Genomic DNA, 18,872 nt, shown 5'->3' on the forward strand with positions numbered 1-18,872 from the left:
TTTTCACATTTATCATTTTTAATTGGGGGATTGGTAATAACATTAGTTACAAACTTGCTTTATTTTACATTTTTAACTGATGAACCTACATGTTATAAAGTATTTCATAAAGAATTAAAAGATATTTTGATAAATGCTGAAGGAGATAAATTTGATTGGGAGCCGGAAATTACTGCAAAGATTTTGAGGAAGGGCTATAAGATTTATGAAGTGCCGATAAGCTACTATCCAAGAACTTTAAAAGAAGGTAAAAAAATACGATGGAGAGATGGAGTTGATGCAATTTTAACCCTTTTAAAATGGCGATTTAAAAAATTTTAGAATATATCTTATTTTATTTCTATAATTGTGATGTTATTTTTGCTATATATCTTTTCAAAGTAACTATTATTTTCGAAGAATTTATAATTTATTTTAAGATTTTTTGAGATGAAAACATAGCTTATATTATTGGTTTTGCAAAAATGAATAAATTTATTGTAGTTGTTATGCCAAGTATAGTTGATTATTTCATTTGCTGTAACATTATTGAATTTATTATAATTTCCCCAACAAAAAACACATTTATTATTTGTAAATATTGGGAGGAATTGCCCACTATCCTGTCCAAAATTTAAAAATAATTCGTTAGATATGTTGTTTTTATTTATAAAATTGAATGCATCTATTTCATCACTTCCTACTAAATAAAATTTCCAATAGAATTTTGGATGAGTGGAATATATTGTGTAAGCATTATAACCTAACAAAATGATGATACCAGCAATAATTAAAAATTTCTTTTTTGTAGAGGTTGTTCTTTCTGTTATATAATACAAACCACAACCATAAAATACAGGCATTAAGATTTGAAAATTATAGAGCCATCTTATAGAATTGTATAACGCACTGAAAAATGGTATTTTAAATCCTATAAGCTGGTTATTTAGTAACCAAAGTATCATAAGCAAAATATAAAACACAAAATACCCTTTTCTATTTTTTATTAAGAAAATTGTCCCAATGATGAACAATATTATATAGATAGATGAAACTAAAAGATACTTTATAAAAAGGAAAAATGAAATTTGATGATTAGATAATAAAGCTATGGCTATATTAGTAGAAGTGCATGTCCCTACACCACAAAATATTGAAATAATCACAATATATACTTTGTAAAGATTTATATTATTGACAACATAGGAAGTATTAGAGTAGGATATTACATCATTGATAAGCTTGAAGTGTATAATTACAAGAGAGCAAAGTATTGAGATGGAAAAAAATTTAATGTAGTTAAGCATGTCTCTGTATTCTTTATAAATAATGTCCCAGAATATTAATGAAGCTAGGAATAAAATTAACATTAAAAATGGAAATGTATGTGTAAATATTAAGCTAAATACTCCAAAACTGAAGAAATAAAGGTAAATATTATTTTTTGTGCTTTTGTATCTCAACAAAAAGGCAATCAATATCAAAAATATGCAATATCCTAATGCATTTGGATATATCGTTCTTAACAATATTCTATAAAACTCATAGTTTAATGGAACAAATAAAGCAGTATAAACCCCAATCCCCTCTTTTATACATTCTCCAATATAATAATGGGAGAGAACAAACAACATTATTATAAAAATTTCTATAAAGTATATTGTAGTAGGTATATCCTTAACATCAGATGCTAAAAAATAGGCAAAAGAGTGAAATCCTGATGGATAGTGCCAATATCTGATATATTCTTGATTTTTATAGAATATGGAATCTTCTATCATTATAGCTTTAACTTTGAACATATGGAATTGGGAATCCCACATCTCACATGGATATTTTGGAAATATGGCATAACCTATGAATAATGAACATAATAGAGTAAATATTAAAATTAGAGACTTTATTAAATTTAAGTTTAAGTTGAAGAATAACTTTATACTTAGATTGCCTTTCAATATTAACAGTATAATTATTAAAAGTAACGGGAGAATATATAATATTTTATACATTGGAATACTTAAAAATGATAATAAATACGATGTTCCAATTATATAAAAAATAGATACGAATGGAGTTGTGATAATTTTTTCTTCATCTTTTAGTGGATTTATTAGGTAGATTAAAAACAAAACTATTACAAATAAAAGTATGTCCATTTAACTCACCAGTTATTTAACGATTCACATACTTTATAATATTTATAATTAAAATCTTGTTTATATATTTATATACTAACCTATGTTAAAGTTAAAAAATAAATAAGATATAAAATAACCTGAAAGTGATTATAGTAACTAAAAGTATAATAAAAAGTGAAACAATGCTAAACCTTCCATATTTAATTTTGGGCATAATCTGCGGAACTATAACTGGTTTATTTCCAGGCATTCATCCAAATAACATTGTTGCTTTATCATTCTTAATTCTGCCTTATTTTGGAATTAACAATTATGTTCCATTTTTAATTGGTTTAGTTATTGCCCACTATTTCATAAATTTTATCCCATCTGCTTTTTTAGGAGTTCCAGATGATGAAACTGCTGTCTCCGCTCTTCCTATGCATAAATTAACTTTAAACGGAAATGGTTATGAAGGAATAGTTTTAGCAGGATTTGGGAGTTATTTGGGAGTTGTTTTTTCAATAATTATATCTCTATTTTTAATATCAATTTTGCATTTCAATGTTAAAGCATTTTACTGCTCGATTAAAATATTTATTCCTCTTATTTTAATTGCTTTTGTTATATATCAAATTTTTACAGCAAAATCAATCTGGGAGGTTTTAGTTATATTTCTATCAGGAATTTTTGGAATTGCCGTATTATATTGCAGTGAGGCATTTAATATAACCTTAACAGCCATATTTACGGGGATGTTTGGGATTCCTCTACTTATAAATAATTTAAAAATATACAAAATAAAAAGTCAGATAATAACCATCCCAGAATTTGAGTTAAAGTTTTTAAAGTCATCCTTTTTTGCATCTGTGGCTGGATTTTTTAGAATATTTTTACCAGGAATAAGTGGGAGCCAGTTAAATTATATTTTAAGTAAGATTTTAAATGAGAAGGATTTAAAGAACTTTATAGTGTCTCAGGGAAGTATCATCTTATCTAACGAAGTTTTTTCAATTCTATCGGTGATTTTTATCGGAGTTGGAAGAAGTGGAGTTGCGAGGGCAATACAACTTTTAAATGCCAATATTGATATAAACACAGCAATATTTTCTATTTTGGTGTCTTCCACAATATCCTTGATTATCTTGTTAAAGTTATCAAAGTATCTTTTAATTTTTATAAGAAAAGTTAATTTTAAATTCTTATCGTTGTTTTTTATTATGTTCTGCTCACTTGTGGTAGTTATTGGGAGCTACAACACTTATTTAATCCACCATATTGCTGTTTATATAACTTCAATATGCATAGGGCTTTTGGCATTAAAAAGTAACTCCAATTTATCAAATATGATGAACGTTTTAATATTTCCGACGATACTGTATTTTTTAGGGAGATAGGATGGATTTAAAAGGGCAAATTTTAAATAAAAGGACAATAGTTTCTTTTATCCTTTCATTGGGAATAATTCTATATATCTTTTCAAAGATAGATTTGGATAAATTAATATTAATCTTAAAAAACACGAACATTTTTTATTATTTTTTTGCAGTAGCAATGTTTTATCTTTCAATCTTAATTAAAAGCTACCGTTGGAGAATCTTTTTAAAAAATACTGACATTGATTTAAAATTAAAAGATGCATTTGTAATATATTATCTTTCAATGTTCGTAAATTCATTAGTTCCAGCGAAGTTAGGGGACATTTATAGAGGGTATTTATTAAAAAAGAAAACAAATAAATCAATATCATTGGGAGTTGGGACGGTTTTTATTGAAAGAATTTTTGATTTAGTAGCAATGATTAGTTTGTTATTTATCTCTGCTTACTTATCATTTAAGTCAGATATTCCAAAGGAAATTCTTTATTCAATTAAATGGGGAACTATCATCATATTGTTTTTAATCATTTTAATTTTTGGTTTTTTATTAGTTAATAGCAAGATAAATTTAAAAAATAATAAAATAGAGAGAATTTTAATGAATTTTGAAAAAGGTTTAAGGGCTGTTAAACTTAACACCCTTCCTCTCTTAATAATTTTGTCATTTGTTGGATGGTTTATTGAAGGGCTAACTATTTATTTTATATTTTTAGCATTAAATCTAAATTTAGAAATCTTATTTGGAGTATTCTCTGATTTGGCATCTTCATTATTAACAGCAATTCCAATAACTCCTTCTGGATTGGGAATTGTAGAATATGCGTTAATTTATATATTGAAACTAAAAAATATAGATTATAGTGGAGCTTTTGCAGTCCTTATTTTATATCGTTTAATATCATATTTCTCAATTGTTTTGTTTGGGGCGATAATGTTTTATATCGTTGAGGGAAATATTCTAAGAGAATCTAAAAATGGATAATCTTAAATTAAATTACGTTTTCAAAAACACAATATAAAACATAAATACCTAATTATCACCATTCACTATTTAGGATAAAACAATAAAAATGTTATTGCTGACCCCCTCTCCGAGCTGAAGCTCGAGCTTTCATAGCAACAAAAAATGGTGATAGTAAATGAAACTTACCTTTGATTTAGATGGAAAGATAATATTTAGTAAAGAGTTAAGTGAAGAGGCAAAAAAGGTTGTAGAGGAGATTTTAAAAAATGCAGATAGCATATTTTTAAGAGGAGTTCCAAAGGGAAAAGAAGATGAGGCATCAAAAATAAAAAGCTATGAGTTTGAAGGGAACACTTTAAAATTAAAGATTGTCTCTGGGACTTACACAAGAGCCCATGAAGGTTTAATTAGATTAAGAAAGCCATTAGCTGAAAAATTAGGAAGAAACTTTAGAATTGGAGTTAGAGGAATTGAAATAGATAATTATGTAATAACAATTGAAACAGATGAAGATAAAGCTAAAAAATTAGAAGGCATTAAAGTTCCAGAGTGCGAGGCAAAGGTTGAAGGAAACAAAATTATATTGACATTTAAAGACATTGGAGAAAGCGAGCTAAAAAGAAACATTATTGATAGAGCAATAAAGTTTGTAAAAACAGAGTTAGAAAAAGAAGAAGAGGATTTGACATTTAAAGTTTGTAAGATTCCACCAGGAACAATAGTTAGTGAATATAAGGCAAAGAGAAAAATAACCTTTGACAAAGATCCAACAGATGTAGCTGAAAAACTTGGATGGGTTAAAAAATTCCCTGGAAGAGGGCAGTGGTTTTATGCTCCACCAATAACAGCATTATTTAGGGTTTTAGAGGAGTTGATAGTTGAAGAAGTTGTTAAAAAAATTGGATTTCAGGAATGTTTATTCCCAAAACTTATCCCATTGGAAATTATGTATAAGATGAGATACTTAGAAGGTTTGCCAGAGGGAATGTATTATGTGTGCCCACCAAAGAGAGAGCCAGAGCTTTTTAAAGAGTTTGTAAATGAGATGATGATTAAGAAAGAGATTCCAATTGAAAAATTAAAAACTCTACTTAGAGACCCAGGTTATGTGTTAGCCCCAGCTCAATGTGAGCCGTTCTATCAATTCTTTGAAGGGGAGGTTATAGATGTTGATAAACCAATAATGTTCTTTGATAGAAGTGGATGGACATACAGATGGGAGGGAGGAGGAGCGAGAGGTTTAGATAGAGTTAATGAATTTTTAAGGGTGGAGTGTGTTTGGATTGGAAGTCCAGAGTTTGTTGAAGAGACAAGAGATAAAACATTAAAATATGCTGAAAAATTAGCTGAAAAGCTTGATTTAGAATATTGGGTTGAGGTTGGGGATGACCCATTCTATTTAGAGGGAAGAAAGAAAGAGGATAGAGGAATAGAGTTCCCAGATGTGCCAAAGTATGAGATGAGGTTGTGGCTACCACACATAAAGGATGAGAGAAAGGGAGTTGCTGTTACATCAGCAAATGTCCATGGAACACACTTCGTTGAAGGATTTAGAATTAAGGACTATAAGGGTAGGAAGGTTTGGACTGGATGCACTGGATATGGAATAACAAGATGGGTTGTTGGATATTTAGCTCAATATGGTTTTGATTTTGATGACTGGCATCCAATAATAAAGAAAAAGATTGAAAAGCTTCCAGAAGTTCCTCAATTGATAACTTGGCCCAAGAAGGATTAACTAAAGGTGATATGAATGATTGTTATCTTAGACAACGGAGGGCAGTATGTTCATAGAATATACAGGAGCTTAAAATATATTGGAGTTAGCTCAAAAATAATTCCAAACACTACTCCATTGGAAGAGATTGAAGGTAATGAAGAGATTAAAGGTATTATATTAAGTGGAGGGCCAGATATTGAAAAGGCAAAAAATTGCATAGATATTGCCTTAAATGCCAAGCTACCAATATTGGGGATTTGTTTAGGGCATCAACTTATTGCTTTGGCTTATGGTGGAGAGGTTGGAAGAGCTGAAGCTGAAGAATACGCATTAACAAAGGTTTATGTTGATAAAGAGAATGATTTATTCAAAAATGTTCCAAAAGAGTTTAATGCATGGGCTTCACATAAAGATGAGGTTAAAAAAGTCCCAGAGGGCTTTGAAATTTTAGCTCACTCAGATATTTGCAGAGTTGAGGCGATGAAGCACAAAACAAAACCAATCTATGGGGTTCAGTTCCATCCAGAGGTTGCTCACACAGAATATGGAAGTGAGATTTTAAAAAACTTCTGCAAGGTTTGCGGTTACAAATTTGAATAGAAATTTCGCAGAAATATAATAATAATGTTGTTATTGGATATTGATACCTTTAGACATATAATTCTATAAATTTTAATATATAAACTGTGGGAAGTTATTTGGAAAATAAAAGAATAAAGCATTTATATAAGTTGATGGCAAATCTGCTATTATAAAAATTTTAAATTTTTTGGTGAAATTATGTCATTATTACTAATTGTTGTTGGTTTAATTATTATATTGATTGTTTTAGGTATTGTGATTTATGCTATCTCAATATACAACAGATTTCAAACATTAAAAAATGGGGCTGAAGCAACATTGGGGCAGATAAGGGTTGCTTTAAAAAAGAGATTAGACATGATTAATCAACTTGTTGAGGCAGTTAAAAGCTATGCAAGCTTTGAAAAGGAAACCTTAACAAAAATAACTGAGTTGAGAAGTAGTGTTCTAAAAGCCAATACTGCTGAGGATATACAAAATATTGACAGAGAGTCAAGGAATATCTTAGGAAATATCTTAGTTGCTGTTGAAAACTATCCAGAGTTAAAAACCTCTGAGACAGTTAAAGAGCTAATGGATGCAATAAAAGAGATAGAGGATGAGATTGCAAGGCATAGGTACACTTACAACAACATAGTTCAAGAATTTAACACTAAAATAGACACCTTCCCTTCAAACATTATTGCCAGTATGTTTGGATTTGGAAAGATGGATTACCTACAGTTTGAAGAGGAGATATACGAAAGGCCTAAGATTAACTTTTAAATTAATTTTAGGGGATTTTTATGAGAGAAGAGAAGAAAATTATTATTTTTTGTATCTTTGTTTTTGTTGTTGGAGTTGTTGGAGCTTTTTTAGTTACATCATCTAATGGAGTGAACTATACCAATATTGACATTAAAAACTATAAGGCAAATTTGTATATTGAAAAAAATTTAACATTAGAGGAGAGCTATACTTATGAAATCTTGGAAAATAAAAGATATAGAATGTTATATAGAGATTGGAAAGTCCCATTAGTTTATAATAGCAAGTTAGATGTGCCTTATGTGGAGGTTTTAAATCTCTCTGCTTCATCAAAAGATATGATAGGATATGTTGTAGATTATAAGGGAGATATTTTTGTTTTTAGTAATAATACTTGGATAAAAAAGAGTGTAAAAAATCTTGTATATGAATATGGGATAATAAATGAAGTTGGATTTTATAATCCTTATAGATATGATGCTGGAATTTATACAACAAAATACAAATTCATTATATATCCACCAATTGAAACAGATAATAAGGTTTATCATATAAATTTAAAGCTTGCAGATGAGCATCTCCCTTATAAAAACGTTGAAATTAATATAATAGATAGAAATAGTAGCATACTAAACCTATTTGTCTATCCATCAACATTCAAAGTTCATAAAACAGATATTGGATATGTTATTGAGGGAAGTAGCCCAGAGGATGAACCAATTGAAGTTGAAATGCTTTTAAAACCAAATAGCGTTAATGGATTTGTTAAATATATGGAAAATGTTGAAGAAAAGACAATATCTGCCTATAAAAGATATATCCTTATAAACTACATTATAACAGCCCTAAAATATCTATTAATAGCTACAATCTTATTGTTTCCACTGATTGCCTACCTTATCTATCTAAGATTTGGGAAAGAAAAATCTTATATAGTCCCAGAGTATCTAAGCTATGTTCCAAACAAAAATAGAAAGCCATGGATTGTTAATCTTATATTTAACGGAGAAGTTGGGAAATTTGATAAAAATGGATTTTATGCCACTTTGTTAGATTTACACAATAGAGGATACATAAAAATAATAAAAGATGGTGAAGACATAAAAATAAAAATCTTAAAGAGAGATGATAATTTAGATATTTATGAAAAAGAGGTTATGAACTTTTTAATTAGACATTCTAAAAATGGTGAATTTAATCCAAAAGACCTTGAAAATGCTGTTTCTCATTGGACTGATGAATATGAAATTAAAAGATTATGGAATGAGATTAATGGAATTATGAACAATCCTCTGTTTTCCTCAACATTAACAAAAAGATTCTTAGAAACTAAAGGGAAGGATATACTCTGGATATCTTTGGTAATCTTCATAACATTGACATTAATTTTGTTTGGAATATCGATGAATTACTCTAATTATTACCCAACACTTAAGGATGTATTCTATCTCTCAATCATTTTGGTTATACAAAACATAATATTGATATTAACTCCAAAATCTCTATTTGGAAGATGGAAAGATGATTATTATAAAGAAAAACTTGAATGGGAGGCATTTAAAAACTTTTTATCTGATTTAGCAATGATTAAAAAATACTCTCCAGAGGATATATCAATTTGGAAGGAATGGCTTATTTATGGAACTGCCTTAGGAGTTGGAGATAAGGTTGTTGAGGCGATGAAATCATTAAATATAAATATTCCAGAGGTTGATATTGCCCCAGCAGTTTATATTGCATACAATTCAATGTATTCCCATATAAATAACGCTTACAGTTCTGTTGTGGCAAGCTCCTCTATGAGTTCTGGTGGAGGATTTGGAGCAGGAGGAGGTTTTGGTGGCGGTGGAGGAGGAGCAAGGTAAAACAAGAACAAGAGGAGAAATAATGAATAACGATAGAAAAGTTATAATTGTTGGAGCAGGGCCAGGAGACCCAGAGTTGATAACAATCAAAGGAAAAAAAACTATAGAAGATGCTGACGTCATAATATATGCTGGCTCTTTAGTTAATGAAAAGCTCTTAGAATACAGCAAAAAGAACGCTGAAATCTACAACAGTGCAAACATGAACTTAGAGGAGATAGTTGAGGTTATGGTTAAGGCAGTTAATGAAGGAAAAAAGGTTGTTAGGCTTCATACTGGAGACCCTTCTATCTACGGGGCTATAAAGGAGCAGATTGATGAATTGGCAAAGCATAATATAGATGTTGAGATAATTCCAGGAGTTAGTTCTTTATTTGCGGCAACTGCCTCATTGAAGGTTGAGTTAACTCTTCCAGATGTCTCACAGACGGTTATTATCACAAGACCAGAGGGAAGAACTCCAATGCCAGAAAAAGAAAAGCTTAGAGATTTAGCTAACCATCAATCAACAATGGCTATTTTTTTAGGCGTTTCAATGATTGATAAAGTTGTTAAAGAGCTAATTGAGGGAGGTTATAAAGAAGATACTCCAGTGGCTGTTGTATATCATGCCTCATGGTATGATGAGAAAATTATTAGAGGAACTTTGAAGGATATAGCTGAAAAGGTTAAAAAAGAAGGAATTAAAAAAACTGCCCTAATTATTGTTGGAGAGGTTTTAAATCCGAAGTACTATGCATATTCAAAGCTTTATGATAAGGATTTTGAACATGGATATAGGAAAAAGGAATAATTATTTACTCTTTCTCTCCTCAATCTTCTCAAGTAATATCTTTAAATCTGTTTTTTTGGTTATATCAGTTTCTTTTTCCAATAGCTCTTTAGCTTTCTGCTCAAGTTCCTCTAAGCTTTCAACATTTTCAAATAACTCTCTAATAAACTCTATATTTGCCATATAAGGCAGAACATCATACATTAACAACTCAATCTCTTTTCTTTGGTTCATATCTATCCCTTATGGCAATCTCTCTAACTATGTGTGTTATCTGCCTCTCCAAGGCGTCAATCTTAGCATACAATCTATAAATTAAATAGAATAGAACAACTATCGATATATACATAAGTGCATCAACTCCCCTTCCAACACCCAAAAATTCTGCAACATATCCAAAAAATTCTGGGAATATTAAAAATATCACAACTAAACTCCAAATAAAAATCCAAAACAATCCTTCATTAAAGCTTATACTTCTCCTCTTTAATTGCAACACAACTCTTGACAATGCAAATAATGCAAATATAACCCCAACTATTTGGATTAATTCCATAAGTTTTTCCTCCAAAAATTTTTATAAGCATAGGGCTTTGCCCTTATTCCTATGAAACTTTTAGAAAAAGTTTCATCAAAAATTTATATAAATTTACTAATAGAAATTATCATTTTGGTTCGATTTTTTGCTATATCACTAGCACCTCCGAGCATAACGAGGAAGGGTAAATTAACAAATTGTTATTAAGTTATTAATTTGTTATTTTGAAGGACACATAATATTTCTCTCCAAAATTTTTATAAACTTCTTAATTTATTATTACTCTACAAGAGTCATATATATTTTTGGTTAGGGATTGTTATGAGGCATCTAATTTCAATGAAAGATATTGGAAAAGAGGAAATTTTAGAGATTTTAGAAGAGGCTAAGAGGATGGAGGAGTTTTTAAATACAAAGAGGCCTTTGAAGTTATTAGAAGGGAAGATATTAGCAACTGTTTTTTATGAGCCATCAACAAGGACACGATTGAGTTTTGAAACAGCCATGAAAAGATTGGGTGGGGATGTTATAACAATGACTGATTTAAAAAGCTCTTCTGTTGCAAAGGGAGAGAGTTTGATAGACACGATTAGAGTTATAAGTGGCTATGCCGATATAATTGTTCTAAGACATCCATCTGAAGGAGCGGCAAGATTGGCTTCTGAATATTCTCAAGTTCCAATTATAAACGCTGGAGATGGAAGTAATCAACATCCTACACAAACTCTTTTGGATTTATACACAATAATGAGAGAGATTGGCAGAATAGACGGGATAAAGATAGCGTTTGTTGGAGATTTGAAGTATGGAAGAACTGTTCATTCTTTGGTTTATGCCCTCTCTTTATTTGATAACGTTGAGATGTATTTTATATCTCCGAAAGAGTTGAAGATGCCAAGAGATATAATTGAAGATTTAAAAGCTAAAAACATAAAATTCTATGAAAAGGAAAGCTTAGATGATTTAGATGAGGATGTTGATGTCTTATATGTAACAAGAATTCAAAAGGAGAGATTTCCAGACCCTAATGAGTATGAAAAGGTTAAAGGTAGCTATAAGATAAAGAGAGAGTATGTTGAAGGAAAGAAATTTATAATTATGCATCCACTACCAAGGGTTGATGAGATTGACTATGACGTTGATGATTTGCCTCAAGCAAAGTATTTCAAGCAGAGTTTTTATGGAATTCCTGTAAGAATGGCTATTTTAAAGAAGTTAATTGAGGATAATGAAAGGTGAATAATTTTGAAAGATATAAAATATGTTGATGCCCACTGCCATATAGAGGATAAGGCATTCAATAAAAACAGAGATGAAGTGATTGAGAGAGCTAAAAAAGAGAACGTTATAATAGTAACAAGTGGAGCAAGCTTAGGAGGTTGTTTAAGAGCTTTAGAGCTTAGAAAGAAATATGGGATATATTTAACCCTCGGCTATCATCCTTCAAGAGTTAAAGCAGATGATAAGGTTGTGAATAAGGTTTATAATCTAATTAGAGATAATAAGGATGAGATTTTGGCTGTTGGAGAGATTGGAATGGATATTAAAGATGAAAACTATGAGAGGCAAGAGATGATATTTAAAAAGTTTTTATCATTAGCAGAGGAGCTTAACAAACCAATTGTAGTTCATGCAAGGGGCTTTGAGAGGAAGATATTTGATATAGCCAAAAATAAGGCTAACATCATGTTCCACTGCTACAGTGGAGATGTAGAGTTAGCTAAAGAGATTGGGAGAGAAGGGCATTTAATATCTATCTCAACACTTGTGTGCTTTTCAGAGCATCATAAAAAATTGGTTGAGAGCTTAGATTTAGAGTATTTAACAACAGAGACCGACAGTCCTTATCTATCTCCAATCAAAGGAGCTAAGAATGAGCCAAGAAACGTTAAATTAGTTGTTGAAGAGATAGCTAAAATTAAAGAGATGGACATTGAAGAGGTAGCAAATATTATTTACAAAAATACATGTAAATTCTTTAAGAGGAGATTGTGATGTATTATCTAAACCCTATTGGAGTTGTAGAGCAGAATAACGATTATACAGTCCTAAATATATTTGATGAGTTTTTAGATGGGTTGGATGGTTTAAAAGAGGGAGATTATATCATTGTCTTAGTCTGGTTCCATAAAAATGATAGTGAAGAAAGAAGAAAGATTTTGAAGGTTCATCCAAGAGGAGATATAAACAACCCACTAAAAGGAGTTTTTGCTACCCGTTCTCCTTATAGGCCAAATCCTATTGGAAAATACACAGTAAAAACCCATAAAATTGATAAAAATAAGATTTTCATTGATAAAATTGATGCTTATGATAAAACACCAATAATTGATATAAAAATATTTTCAGAAGAGTTGGATTGCCCAACAAGATGATTATTTTCTTTTTCTATTTCACTTTGCCCAATCTTATATTTACAATACGTAATGTATAAATATAGGTTTATATAAAAATAACAATTGTTATTTTTTTATAGATTTAAAAGAAAGGGAAATTATGTTTGATATGGATATATTTGGTAACAGCAAAAGTAAAAAAGGCCCAAAGACAGCACGAGGAATGATAAATAAGATGCTAACTGGAGACGGTAGAAAAAAGCCTACCTTAGAAAGAATACTTGGTCTTGAAGAACCAAAAAAGAAAAAGAAGAAAAGCTCTTCTAAGAAGAAAAAGAAATAAATGCCACCGAATTATTTTCTATTTTTTGGGTGGGAGTGTGTTAGGAAAGCATCATCTAAGCATCACTACTGGATTTTTTATACCCATATTGGTTTTTGGAGTTTATGAACTTCTTAATGGTTCTGTTGAATATTTTTATTATAGTATTTGTATCCTACTCTTTGCATCTATTGGCTCTCTCCTTCCAGATGCAGATTCTGAAGGAAAAGCAACGTTATATTATAGATATAGGTTGATATACTACCCAATGGCTTTAATTCATGAAATAATAATATTGTTATTTAACAATCAGAAGATAAAAGAAAAACTGAAAATAGGTTATACTATCGAAAAAAGACATAGAGGAATACTTCACACACCAATAGGAGCATTTTTATCATCACTTTTATTAACAGCGATATTTTTTATTGCTTATGTGTCTATAGCTATTTATTTAAACATTAATGTAGATTTGCTAATTATATTGTCAGTGTTTTTAGGGTTATTTTTTGGTCAAATAATGCATTTAATTGAGGATTCATTTACAGTTTCGGGCATAAATTGGCTATTTCCGTTTGGAAACAAAACAATAAATGGAAAAATATACACTTTTGAAAAAGTAAAAGGGAAGGTTGATATTAGGCCAGATTTGTATGCTTGGTTTTATCAGCTTAGTGGGGTTATATTATTGGTAATTGTATTGTTTTATAGCAACTATTTGCCTTCAAGCATGATATTTGAAATTATAGGACTTGGTATAGTTATAAATCTTATGGCTTTAATTGGGATGTATTTTATATCAAATACTAACATGAATCTATGGCTTGTAGATAAAAGAACATGGAGAAAAATACAAAAAAACAAGTAATAAATTAATAAAAAATTTTGAAAGAGCAAGCAAATCAAGAAGAAAAGGGTTTTAGATTTATTTTCTATCTCCATAATATATCTTTAAAGCCTCTTCCAAGCTTTTTCCTTCAATGGTTATTGCATATATTGCATTGCACATCCTTACAGCATCATCTAATGGTTTTTGGTGGATATTTCTTCCAGTTGCATTTCCTCTTGCTCCACTGATATTAATTTGCTCCCAAATCTGTTTTAAAAATTTCTCTGGTTCTATGCTCTTTCCTCCAGCACATAAAACTCCAGTTCTTCCAGCGGCTAAAACCGCCTCTTTAAATCTCTCTGCTGGGTTATCACACTTTGGGTAATTAACCTTAACAAAATCTGCTCCTAAGCATGCAGCAACTCCAGCAGCTCCAGCTATTATGTGAGGGTCTTTTTCATCTTTAACATTTTTACCTCTTGGATAGCTCCAGATTATTGCAATTAAGCCATGTTTATGAGCCTCTAAAATAACCCTCGAAGCCTCCTCAAACATGATATGCTCATACTCACTTCCGGGGTATATGGTATAACCAACACCCAATATGTTCAATCCAGAGTTTTCTTTAAGCTCAACAACATCTTTAACTGTAACTAAAGCCCTACTTATAGGGTCTCTTGTTTTAACCAGATGAGTTTTTGAATTAATCTTCACAATATAAGGAACTTTTTTATAATCCATTCCATACCTTGCTATTAAACCGAGTTGTGTAGCAAATCCGCAGATTTTCCCTTTACTTGCTATATTAAATAGATGCTCTGGAGATGCGTCCTCTTTAGCAATCCCCTCCCCAAAGAAATCATCATTTAAATGCTCAATCCTCTGGTCTCCAGCAAATATCATAACATTTCCAGTTCTCTTTGTTAGCTCTAAGTAGTTTTTGATATACTCCTCTTTCATATCCTCTGGAACAGTTAATGGCACTTTCACATCTTTCTTTTTAAGCCTTTTTACCATAAAAATCCCCACAATAAATATATGAAACCAATTACAAAAATAGTTTATGTAAGAAGAGATATTAATAATTTCCTATTTGGTGGGAGTATGGAGCTATTTAGTATTTTAAGAGAAAAAATCAAAGAAAAAGAGGTTATAACACCAAAAGAGATGGCAATTATTGATGATAATGCTGAGTTTTTGGGAGTTCAAAAAATATTGTTAATGGAGAATGCTGGAAAGGCAGTTTATGAAGAGATTAAGGATATTGATGCTGAAGAATATATCATCTTCTGCGGAACGGGAAATAACGGGGGAGATGGGTTTGTTGTTGCAAGACATCTTGGAAAAGGGGAAGTTGTATTGATAGGAAAGGAGACAGAAATAAAAACCTACGAGGCAAGAGAAAACTTTAAAATACTAAAAAATCTGTCAGAGTTTGGAAACATAAAGATTAGAGAGATTAGAAGAGCTGAAGAAGTTGAAGACATATTTGAGAGATTAAAGGATAAAAAAGCCATCATCATAGATGCGATGATTGGAACTGGTGTTAAAGGGGAGTTAAGAGAGCCATTCAAAACTATAGTTGATAAAATCAATGAGTTAAAGAAGATAAACAAAGAAATCTTTGTTGTAAGTGTAGATGTTGAAACTGGAGATTTAAAAAGCGATATAACCATAACCTTCCACAAGAGAAAGACAATAAATAAAGATAACGCCATTGTAAAAGAGATTGGCATCCCAAAGGAAGCAGAATACATAGTTGGTTGGGGAGACTTAAAAGCATTAAAAAAGAGAGACAGCAACAGCCATAAAGGGCAGAATGGAAAAGTTTTGATTATTGGAGGGAGCAGAGATTTTTATGGAGCTCCTATATTGGCTGGTTTAGCAGCTTTAAAAATAGCTGATTTGGTTGGAATCTTGTCAGTTGATAAGGTTATAAATAAGCTAAATCATCCAGAATTTATTTTGTATAAGGTTGAAGGAGATTATCTAAGCTCCCAGCATGTTGATTATGCCTTAGATATAGCTAAAAAATACGATGTTGTCGTTTTAGGAAATGGTTTATCAGCTAATAACAGAACTAAGGCATTTGTAAACGAATTTTTATCAAAATATAAAGGAAAGGTTGTAATTGATGCCGATGCCATTAAAGTTATTGACTATCATGGCTTTGAATTCTCTGAAAATTATATCTTCACCCCACATAAAAGAGAGTTTGAATATATGAATATTGATCTAGATAATATTGAGAAGATAAAATCAACAATCGTGTTAAAAGGAAGATACGACATAATCTTCAATGCCAACAATCTAAAAATAAACAAAACTGGAAATGCTGGTTTAACAAAGGGAGGAACTGGAGATGTATTAGCTGGTTTAATTGGAGCTTTGTTTGCTGTTAATGAGGCATTTTTATCAGCATGCTGTGGAGCTTTTATAAATGGCTATGCTGGAGATTTGTTGCTTAAAGAGAAGGGCTATTGCTACACCCCATTAGATTTGATTGAGAAAATCCCGAATGTTTTAAAAATCTTTGAATGAAACTTTTAGTAAAAGTTAAACAAAAACTCAAATGAGTTTTTGTAGCCCGAAGCTAACGCTTCGGTTAAATAAAAACTCTTCGAGTTTTTATAGCCAGAAAGCTTCGCTTTCTGTTGAACAAATCCTAACGGATTTGTAGCCCGAAGCTAATGCTTCGGTTTCATCAAAACGTGTCCATTTAACCAATTATCAAAGTTTTAATTGTTATAAGGAGATTCTAAATATTCTTTAATAGATAGTATTCCTCTGATAATTGGTTATAAGTTGCTCCTTAACAGGGGCAATTAATGTCTATTCAGGAAAATAAACAGTAATTAGGAGGGATTATGAAGGCAGATTTACACATACACACAAAATATTCGGGCATTGGAAAATTTTGGAAACTTAAATTTCCAGATTCTGTAGAGGAGCCAAGAAATATCTTAAAGGTTGCTAAGAAAAGAGGTATTGATATTATAGCTATAACTGACCATAATACCATTAAGGGAGGGATTGAAACAAAGAAATTAGAAAAAGAGTTTGGAGTTGAAGTTATTATAGGTAGTGAAATTATGACAACTGAGGGAGAAATTATAGGATTATTTTTAAATGAGGATATACCTAAAGGCTTAACTCCAGAGGAAACTATAGAACTAATTAAAGAACAAGGTGGCTTAGCTGTAGCTCCTCATCCTTACAGCCCAATATGTAAAGCTTTAGGGGATAGGATATTTGATTTGGATTTGGATGGAGTTGAGGTTTTTAATGCCTATCACAGAGATGGGATAGTTAATAACATAGCCTTGAATAAGGTTATAAAAAATTATCACAAAAAGCCGTTTGCATTTATTGGAAGTAGTGATGCCCATATAGCAAGAATGGTTGGAAACGCCTATACACTATTTGAGGGTAATTCTGCCGATGATTTATATAAGGCAATAATAAAAAAGAGAACATCATTTAATGGGAAACCAACACCTTTATATCAAGCGATACTATGGAGTTATAACGTTGTTTATGAATCAGAGAAGAAATTAATAAAATCTTTAATCTTTAAGATAGATGATAACACCATAAACTCAATAAAATTTTATAAAAAGATTTTAGGTATTTTTGGTGGGTTTATTTATATATTCACTCCTTTACCAATACTTTCAGGATTTTTAGGAAATTACTACCTTAAAAAGAAAGCAAAGGAAAAAATGAAAGAAGTCTAAGTTTGAGAACATGATGGCTTTACAGATATTTATAAAAATACTTCCATTAATGTTTTTTGGGATTCTTTTGGCAAATCTCATGTATCATCTAAATATTTTATACAAACTTCAAAAATACATAAAAAATAACTACTTCCCTATAATTGCAGTGTTCTTTGTTAGCTCAACATCAGGTAGCTTTTTATTAAAAAATTTACTGAAAAATAATGAAATCTCTGAAAATGATATTATCCCTCTATACTTCTTAGGAATGTTTATCTTTGGAATCCATATAATTTTGTTTTATGCTATACCTATGGCTGTGAGCTTAGGTTGGTATGTTGGAGGCATCTATATCTTAATAAAATTTTTGGTAACTCTCAATTATTTAATTATAAGTGTTTTGATGCTTAAAAGAAGAGGATGTAATATAAGAAATATCGAATTCAAATCTAAATCTGGAGGGTTATATAAAGCTATAAAAGAAACATTTAAGCAGTATTTTAGAGTTTTAGCATCATTTGTTCCTTCTGTTTTGATAATAACTTATCTTATTGAGCATGGTTTATTGGATGTTGTTGAAAATTTTGCTGGCTCTCTATTGAATACTTTAAACCTATCTCCCACAATCTTAGTTATAGTGCTTACTGGGTTAGCTACAATCTCTGGGGCTATAGGTATTGCATCTGGGCTTTTGGATGAAAATATTCTATCTCCAAATGAGATTATATTATCTCTAATTATTGCAGAGTTTTTGAATAGGATAGTTCTTTATTTGAGAAAGTATCTTCCAATACAGTTGTCAATTTTTGGTAAATTTGGGATAAAATTAGCAACTCTACATTTAATTGTTTATGAGATATCTCTTTTAGTTGTAATTGTTATCTGGTATTTCTTCTTCATCCTTTAAGGAATTTTTTCAGGGGCATAAAGATGCCCACTTTAATATATAATACTGCGTTTATAAACCACCATATCAATTTTTTTGATAACTAAATATCCATTA

19 protein-coding genes are annotated in these 18,872 nt (G+C 30.4%); 15 read left to right on the forward strand and 4 right to left on the reverse strand.

What is annotated here, in order from left to right:
* Positions 1 to 329: 329 nt before the first annotated feature.
* Complete coding sequence (locus MFS40622_RS00915; RefSeq protein WP_012979788.1) at positions 330 to 2,135, reverse strand: hypothetical protein; 1,806 nt, start codon at positions 2,133 to 2,135, stop codon at positions 330 to 332.
* Positions 2,136 to 2,299: 164 nt separating this feature from the next.
* Here MFS40622_RS00915 and MFS40622_RS00920 point away from each other — a divergent pair, with 164 nt between their 5' ends.
* The 7 genes from MFS40622_RS00920 (at position 2,300) to cobM (ending at position 10,146) form a co-directional block, all read left to right on the forward strand.
* Positions 2,300 to 3,493 (forward strand): tripartite tricarboxylate transporter permease, encoded by a 1,194-nt coding sequence (locus MFS40622_RS00920; RefSeq protein WP_048197361.1) that lies wholly within the window; start codon positions 2,300 to 2,302, stop codon positions 3,491 to 3,493.
* 1 nt (position 3,494) lies between these two features.
* Positions 3,495 to 4,457 carry a UPF0104 family protein gene (locus MFS40622_RS00925; RefSeq protein WP_012979790.1) on the forward strand — a complete coding sequence of 321 codons (963 nt, stop codon included), beginning with the start codon at positions 3,495 to 3,497 and terminating at the stop codon, positions 4,455 to 4,457.
* A gap of 157 nt (positions 4,458 to 4,614) precedes the next feature.
* Positions 4,615 to 6,177 (forward strand): serine--tRNA ligase, encoded by a 1,563-nt coding sequence (serS, locus tag MFS40622_RS00930; RefSeq protein ID WP_012979791.1) that lies wholly within the window; start codon positions 4,615 to 4,617, stop codon positions 6,175 to 6,177.
* Positions 6,178 to 6,192: 15 nt separating this feature from the next.
* Entirely contained in the window at positions 6,193 to 6,759 is a 567-nt protein-coding gene (locus MFS40622_RS00935) for a GMP synthase subunit A (RefSeq protein WP_012979792.1), read from the forward strand.
* A 180-nt stretch (positions 6,760 to 6,939) separates the two neighbouring features.
* On the forward strand, positions 6,940 to 7,506 hold the full coding sequence (locus tag MFS40622_RS00940; protein ID WP_012979793.1) for a LemA family protein: 567 nt from the start codon (positions 6,940 to 6,942) through the stop codon (positions 7,504 to 7,506).
* A 20-nt stretch (positions 7,507 to 7,526) separates the two neighbouring features.
* Complete coding sequence (locus tag MFS40622_RS00945) at positions 7,527 to 9,353, forward strand: DUF2207 family protein (protein WP_012979794.1); 1,827 nt, start codon at positions 7,527 to 7,529, stop codon at positions 9,351 to 9,353.
* 22 nt (positions 9,354 to 9,375) lie between these two features.
* Positions 9,376 to 10,146: a precorrin-4 C(11)-methyltransferase gene (cobM, locus tag MFS40622_RS00950; RefSeq protein ID WP_012979795.1), complete on the forward strand. Its 771-nt coding sequence runs from the start codon at positions 9,376 to 9,378 to the stop codon at positions 10,144 to 10,146.
* Here cobM and MFS40622_RS00955 read toward each other — a convergent pair whose 3' ends face one another.
* Positions 10,147 to 10,359 (reverse strand): hypothetical protein, encoded by a 213-nt coding sequence (locus MFS40622_RS00955; protein WP_012979796.1) that lies wholly within the window; start codon positions 10,357 to 10,359, stop codon positions 10,147 to 10,149. It abuts the gene before it with no gap.
* The gene (locus MFS40622_RS00960; protein WP_012979797.1) at positions 10,337 to 10,681 is read right to left on the reverse strand and encodes a DUF2304 domain-containing protein; all 345 of its coding nucleotides are present in this window, start codon (positions 10,679 to 10,681) and stop codon (positions 10,337 to 10,339) included. Before MFS40622_RS00960 ends, MFS40622_RS00955 begins: the two co-directional genes overlap by 23 nt.
* Positions 10,682 to 10,984: 303 nt before the next feature.
* On the opposite strand from MFS40622_RS00960, the gene pyrB reads away from it, so the two are divergent.
* The 5 genes from pyrB to MFS40622_RS00985 all read left to right on the forward strand — a co-directional run bounded on the left by pyrB (position 10,985) and on the right by MFS40622_RS00985 (position 14,189).
* Positions 10,985 to 11,902, forward strand: a complete 918-nt coding sequence (gene pyrB / locus MFS40622_RS00965) for an aspartate carbamoyltransferase (protein WP_012979798.1) — start codon at positions 10,985 to 10,987, stop codon at positions 11,900 to 11,902.
* A gap of 6 nt (positions 11,903 to 11,908) precedes the next feature.
* Positions 11,909 to 12,658, forward strand: coding sequence for a TatD family hydrolase (locus MFS40622_RS00970; protein ID WP_012979799.1), 750 nt, complete (start codon positions 11,909 to 11,911; stop codon positions 12,656 to 12,658).
* Positions 12,658 to 13,038, forward strand: coding sequence for a tRNA (N6-threonylcarbamoyladenosine(37)-N6)-methyltransferase TrmO (gene tsaA, locus MFS40622_RS00975; protein WP_012979800.1), 381 nt, complete (start codon positions 12,658 to 12,660; stop codon positions 13,036 to 13,038). The genes MFS40622_RS00970 and tsaA overlap by 1 nt, the downstream gene beginning before the upstream one ends.
* A gap of 121 nt (positions 13,039 to 13,159) precedes the next feature.
* Positions 13,160 to 13,342, forward strand: a complete 183-nt coding sequence (locus MFS40622_RS00980; RefSeq protein ID WP_012979801.1) for a hypothetical protein — start codon at positions 13,160 to 13,162, stop codon at positions 13,340 to 13,342.
* A 37-nt stretch (positions 13,343 to 13,379) separates the two neighbouring features.
* Entirely contained in the window at positions 13,380 to 14,189 is an 810-nt protein-coding gene (locus MFS40622_RS00985; RefSeq protein WP_012979802.1) for a metal-dependent hydrolase, read from the forward strand.
* 57 nt (positions 14,190 to 14,246) lie between these two features.
* Here the strand turns inward: MFS40622_RS00985 and MFS40622_RS00990 are convergent, their stop codons facing one another.
* Complete coding sequence (locus MFS40622_RS00990) at positions 14,247 to 15,167, reverse strand: aldolase (RefSeq protein WP_012979803.1); 921 nt, start codon at positions 15,165 to 15,167, stop codon at positions 14,247 to 14,249.
* A gap of 87 nt (positions 15,168 to 15,254) precedes the next feature.
* Here MFS40622_RS00990 and MFS40622_RS00995 point away from each other — a divergent pair, with 87 nt between their 5' ends.
* The 3 genes from MFS40622_RS00995 to MFS40622_RS01005 all read left to right on the forward strand — a co-directional run bounded on the left by MFS40622_RS00995 (position 15,255) and on the right by MFS40622_RS01005 (position 18,776).
* Positions 15,255 to 16,691 (forward strand): bifunctional ADP-dependent NAD(P)H-hydrate dehydratase/NAD(P)H-hydrate epimerase, encoded by a 1,437-nt coding sequence (locus MFS40622_RS00995; RefSeq protein WP_012979804.1) that lies wholly within the window; start codon positions 15,255 to 15,257, stop codon positions 16,689 to 16,691.
* Between the two features lie 326 nt (positions 16,692 to 17,017).
* The gene (locus MFS40622_RS01000) at positions 17,018 to 17,887 is read left to right on the forward strand and encodes a PHP domain-containing protein (protein WP_012979805.1); all 870 of its coding nucleotides are present in this window, start codon (positions 17,018 to 17,020) and stop codon (positions 17,885 to 17,887) included.
* 67 nt (positions 17,888 to 17,954) lie between these two features.
* Positions 17,955 to 18,776, forward strand: coding sequence for a hypothetical protein (locus tag MFS40622_RS01005; protein WP_232217814.1), 822 nt, complete (start codon positions 17,955 to 17,957; stop codon positions 18,774 to 18,776).
* Positions 18,777 to 18,872: the final 96 nt, after the last annotated feature.

The sequence above is a fragment of the Methanocaldococcus sp. FS406-22 genome, assembly GCF_000025525.1.
Classification (GTDB): domain Archaea; phylum AGJL01; class Methanococci; order Methanococcales; family Methanocaldococcaceae; genus Methanocaldococcus.

Excerpts from the sequence above, each read along its gene's own strand:
- serS (WP_012979791.1), top strand. The coding sequence starts at position 4,615 with ATGAAACTTACCTTTGATTTAGATGGAAAGATAATATTTAGTAAAGAG.
- MFS40622_RS00960 (WP_012979797.1), bottom strand. The coding sequence starts at position 10,681 with ATGGAATTAATCCAAATAGTTGGGGTTATATTTGCATTATTTGCATTG.
- MFS40622_RS00925 (WP_012979790.1), top strand. The coding sequence starts at position 3,495 with ATGGATTTAAAAGGGCAAATTTTAAATAAAAGGACAATAGTTTCTTTT.
- MFS40622_RS00995 (WP_012979804.1), top strand. The coding sequence starts at position 15,255 with ATGGAGCTATTTAGTATTTTAAGAGAAAAAATCAAAGAAAAAGAGGTT.
- MFS40622_RS00945 (WP_012979794.1), top strand. The coding sequence starts at position 7,527 with ATGAGAGAAGAGAAGAAAATTATTATTTTTTGTATCTTTGTTTTTGTT.
- MFS40622_RS00920 (WP_048197361.1), top strand. The coding sequence starts at position 2,300 with ATGCTAAACCTTCCATATTTAATTTTGGGCATAATCTGCGGAACTATA.
- MFS40622_RS00940 (WP_012979793.1), top strand. The coding sequence starts at position 6,940 with ATGTCATTATTACTAATTGTTGTTGGTTTAATTATTATATTGATTGTT.
- cobM (WP_012979795.1), top strand. The coding sequence starts at position 9,376 with ATGAATAACGATAGAAAAGTTATAATTGTTGGAGCAGGGCCAGGAGAC.
- MFS40622_RS00955 (WP_012979796.1), bottom strand. The coding sequence starts at position 10,359 with ATGAACCAAAGAAAAGAGATTGAGTTGTTAATGTATGATGTTCTGCCT.
- MFS40622_RS00935 (WP_012979792.1), top strand. The coding sequence starts at position 6,193 with ATGATTGTTATCTTAGACAACGGAGGGCAGTATGTTCATAGAATATAC.
- MFS40622_RS00990 (WP_012979803.1), bottom strand. The coding sequence starts at position 15,167 with ATGGTAAAAAGGCTTAAAAAGAAAGATGTGAAAGTGCCATTAACTGTT.
- MFS40622_RS00915 (WP_012979788.1), bottom strand. The coding sequence starts at position 2,135 with ATGGACATACTTTTATTTGTAATAGTTTTGTTTTTAATCTACCTAATA.
- MFS40622_RS01000 (WP_012979805.1), top strand. The coding sequence starts at position 17,018 with ATGAAGGCAGATTTACACATACACACAAAATATTCGGGCATTGGAAAA.
- tsaA (WP_012979800.1), top strand. The coding sequence starts at position 12,658 with ATGTATTATCTAAACCCTATTGGAGTTGTAGAGCAGAATAACGATTAT.
- pyrB (WP_012979798.1), top strand. The coding sequence starts at position 10,985 with ATGAGGCATCTAATTTCAATGAAAGATATTGGAAAAGAGGAAATTTTA.
- MFS40622_RS00980 (WP_012979801.1), top strand. The coding sequence starts at position 13,160 with ATGTTTGATATGGATATATTTGGTAACAGCAAAAGTAAAAAAGGCCCA.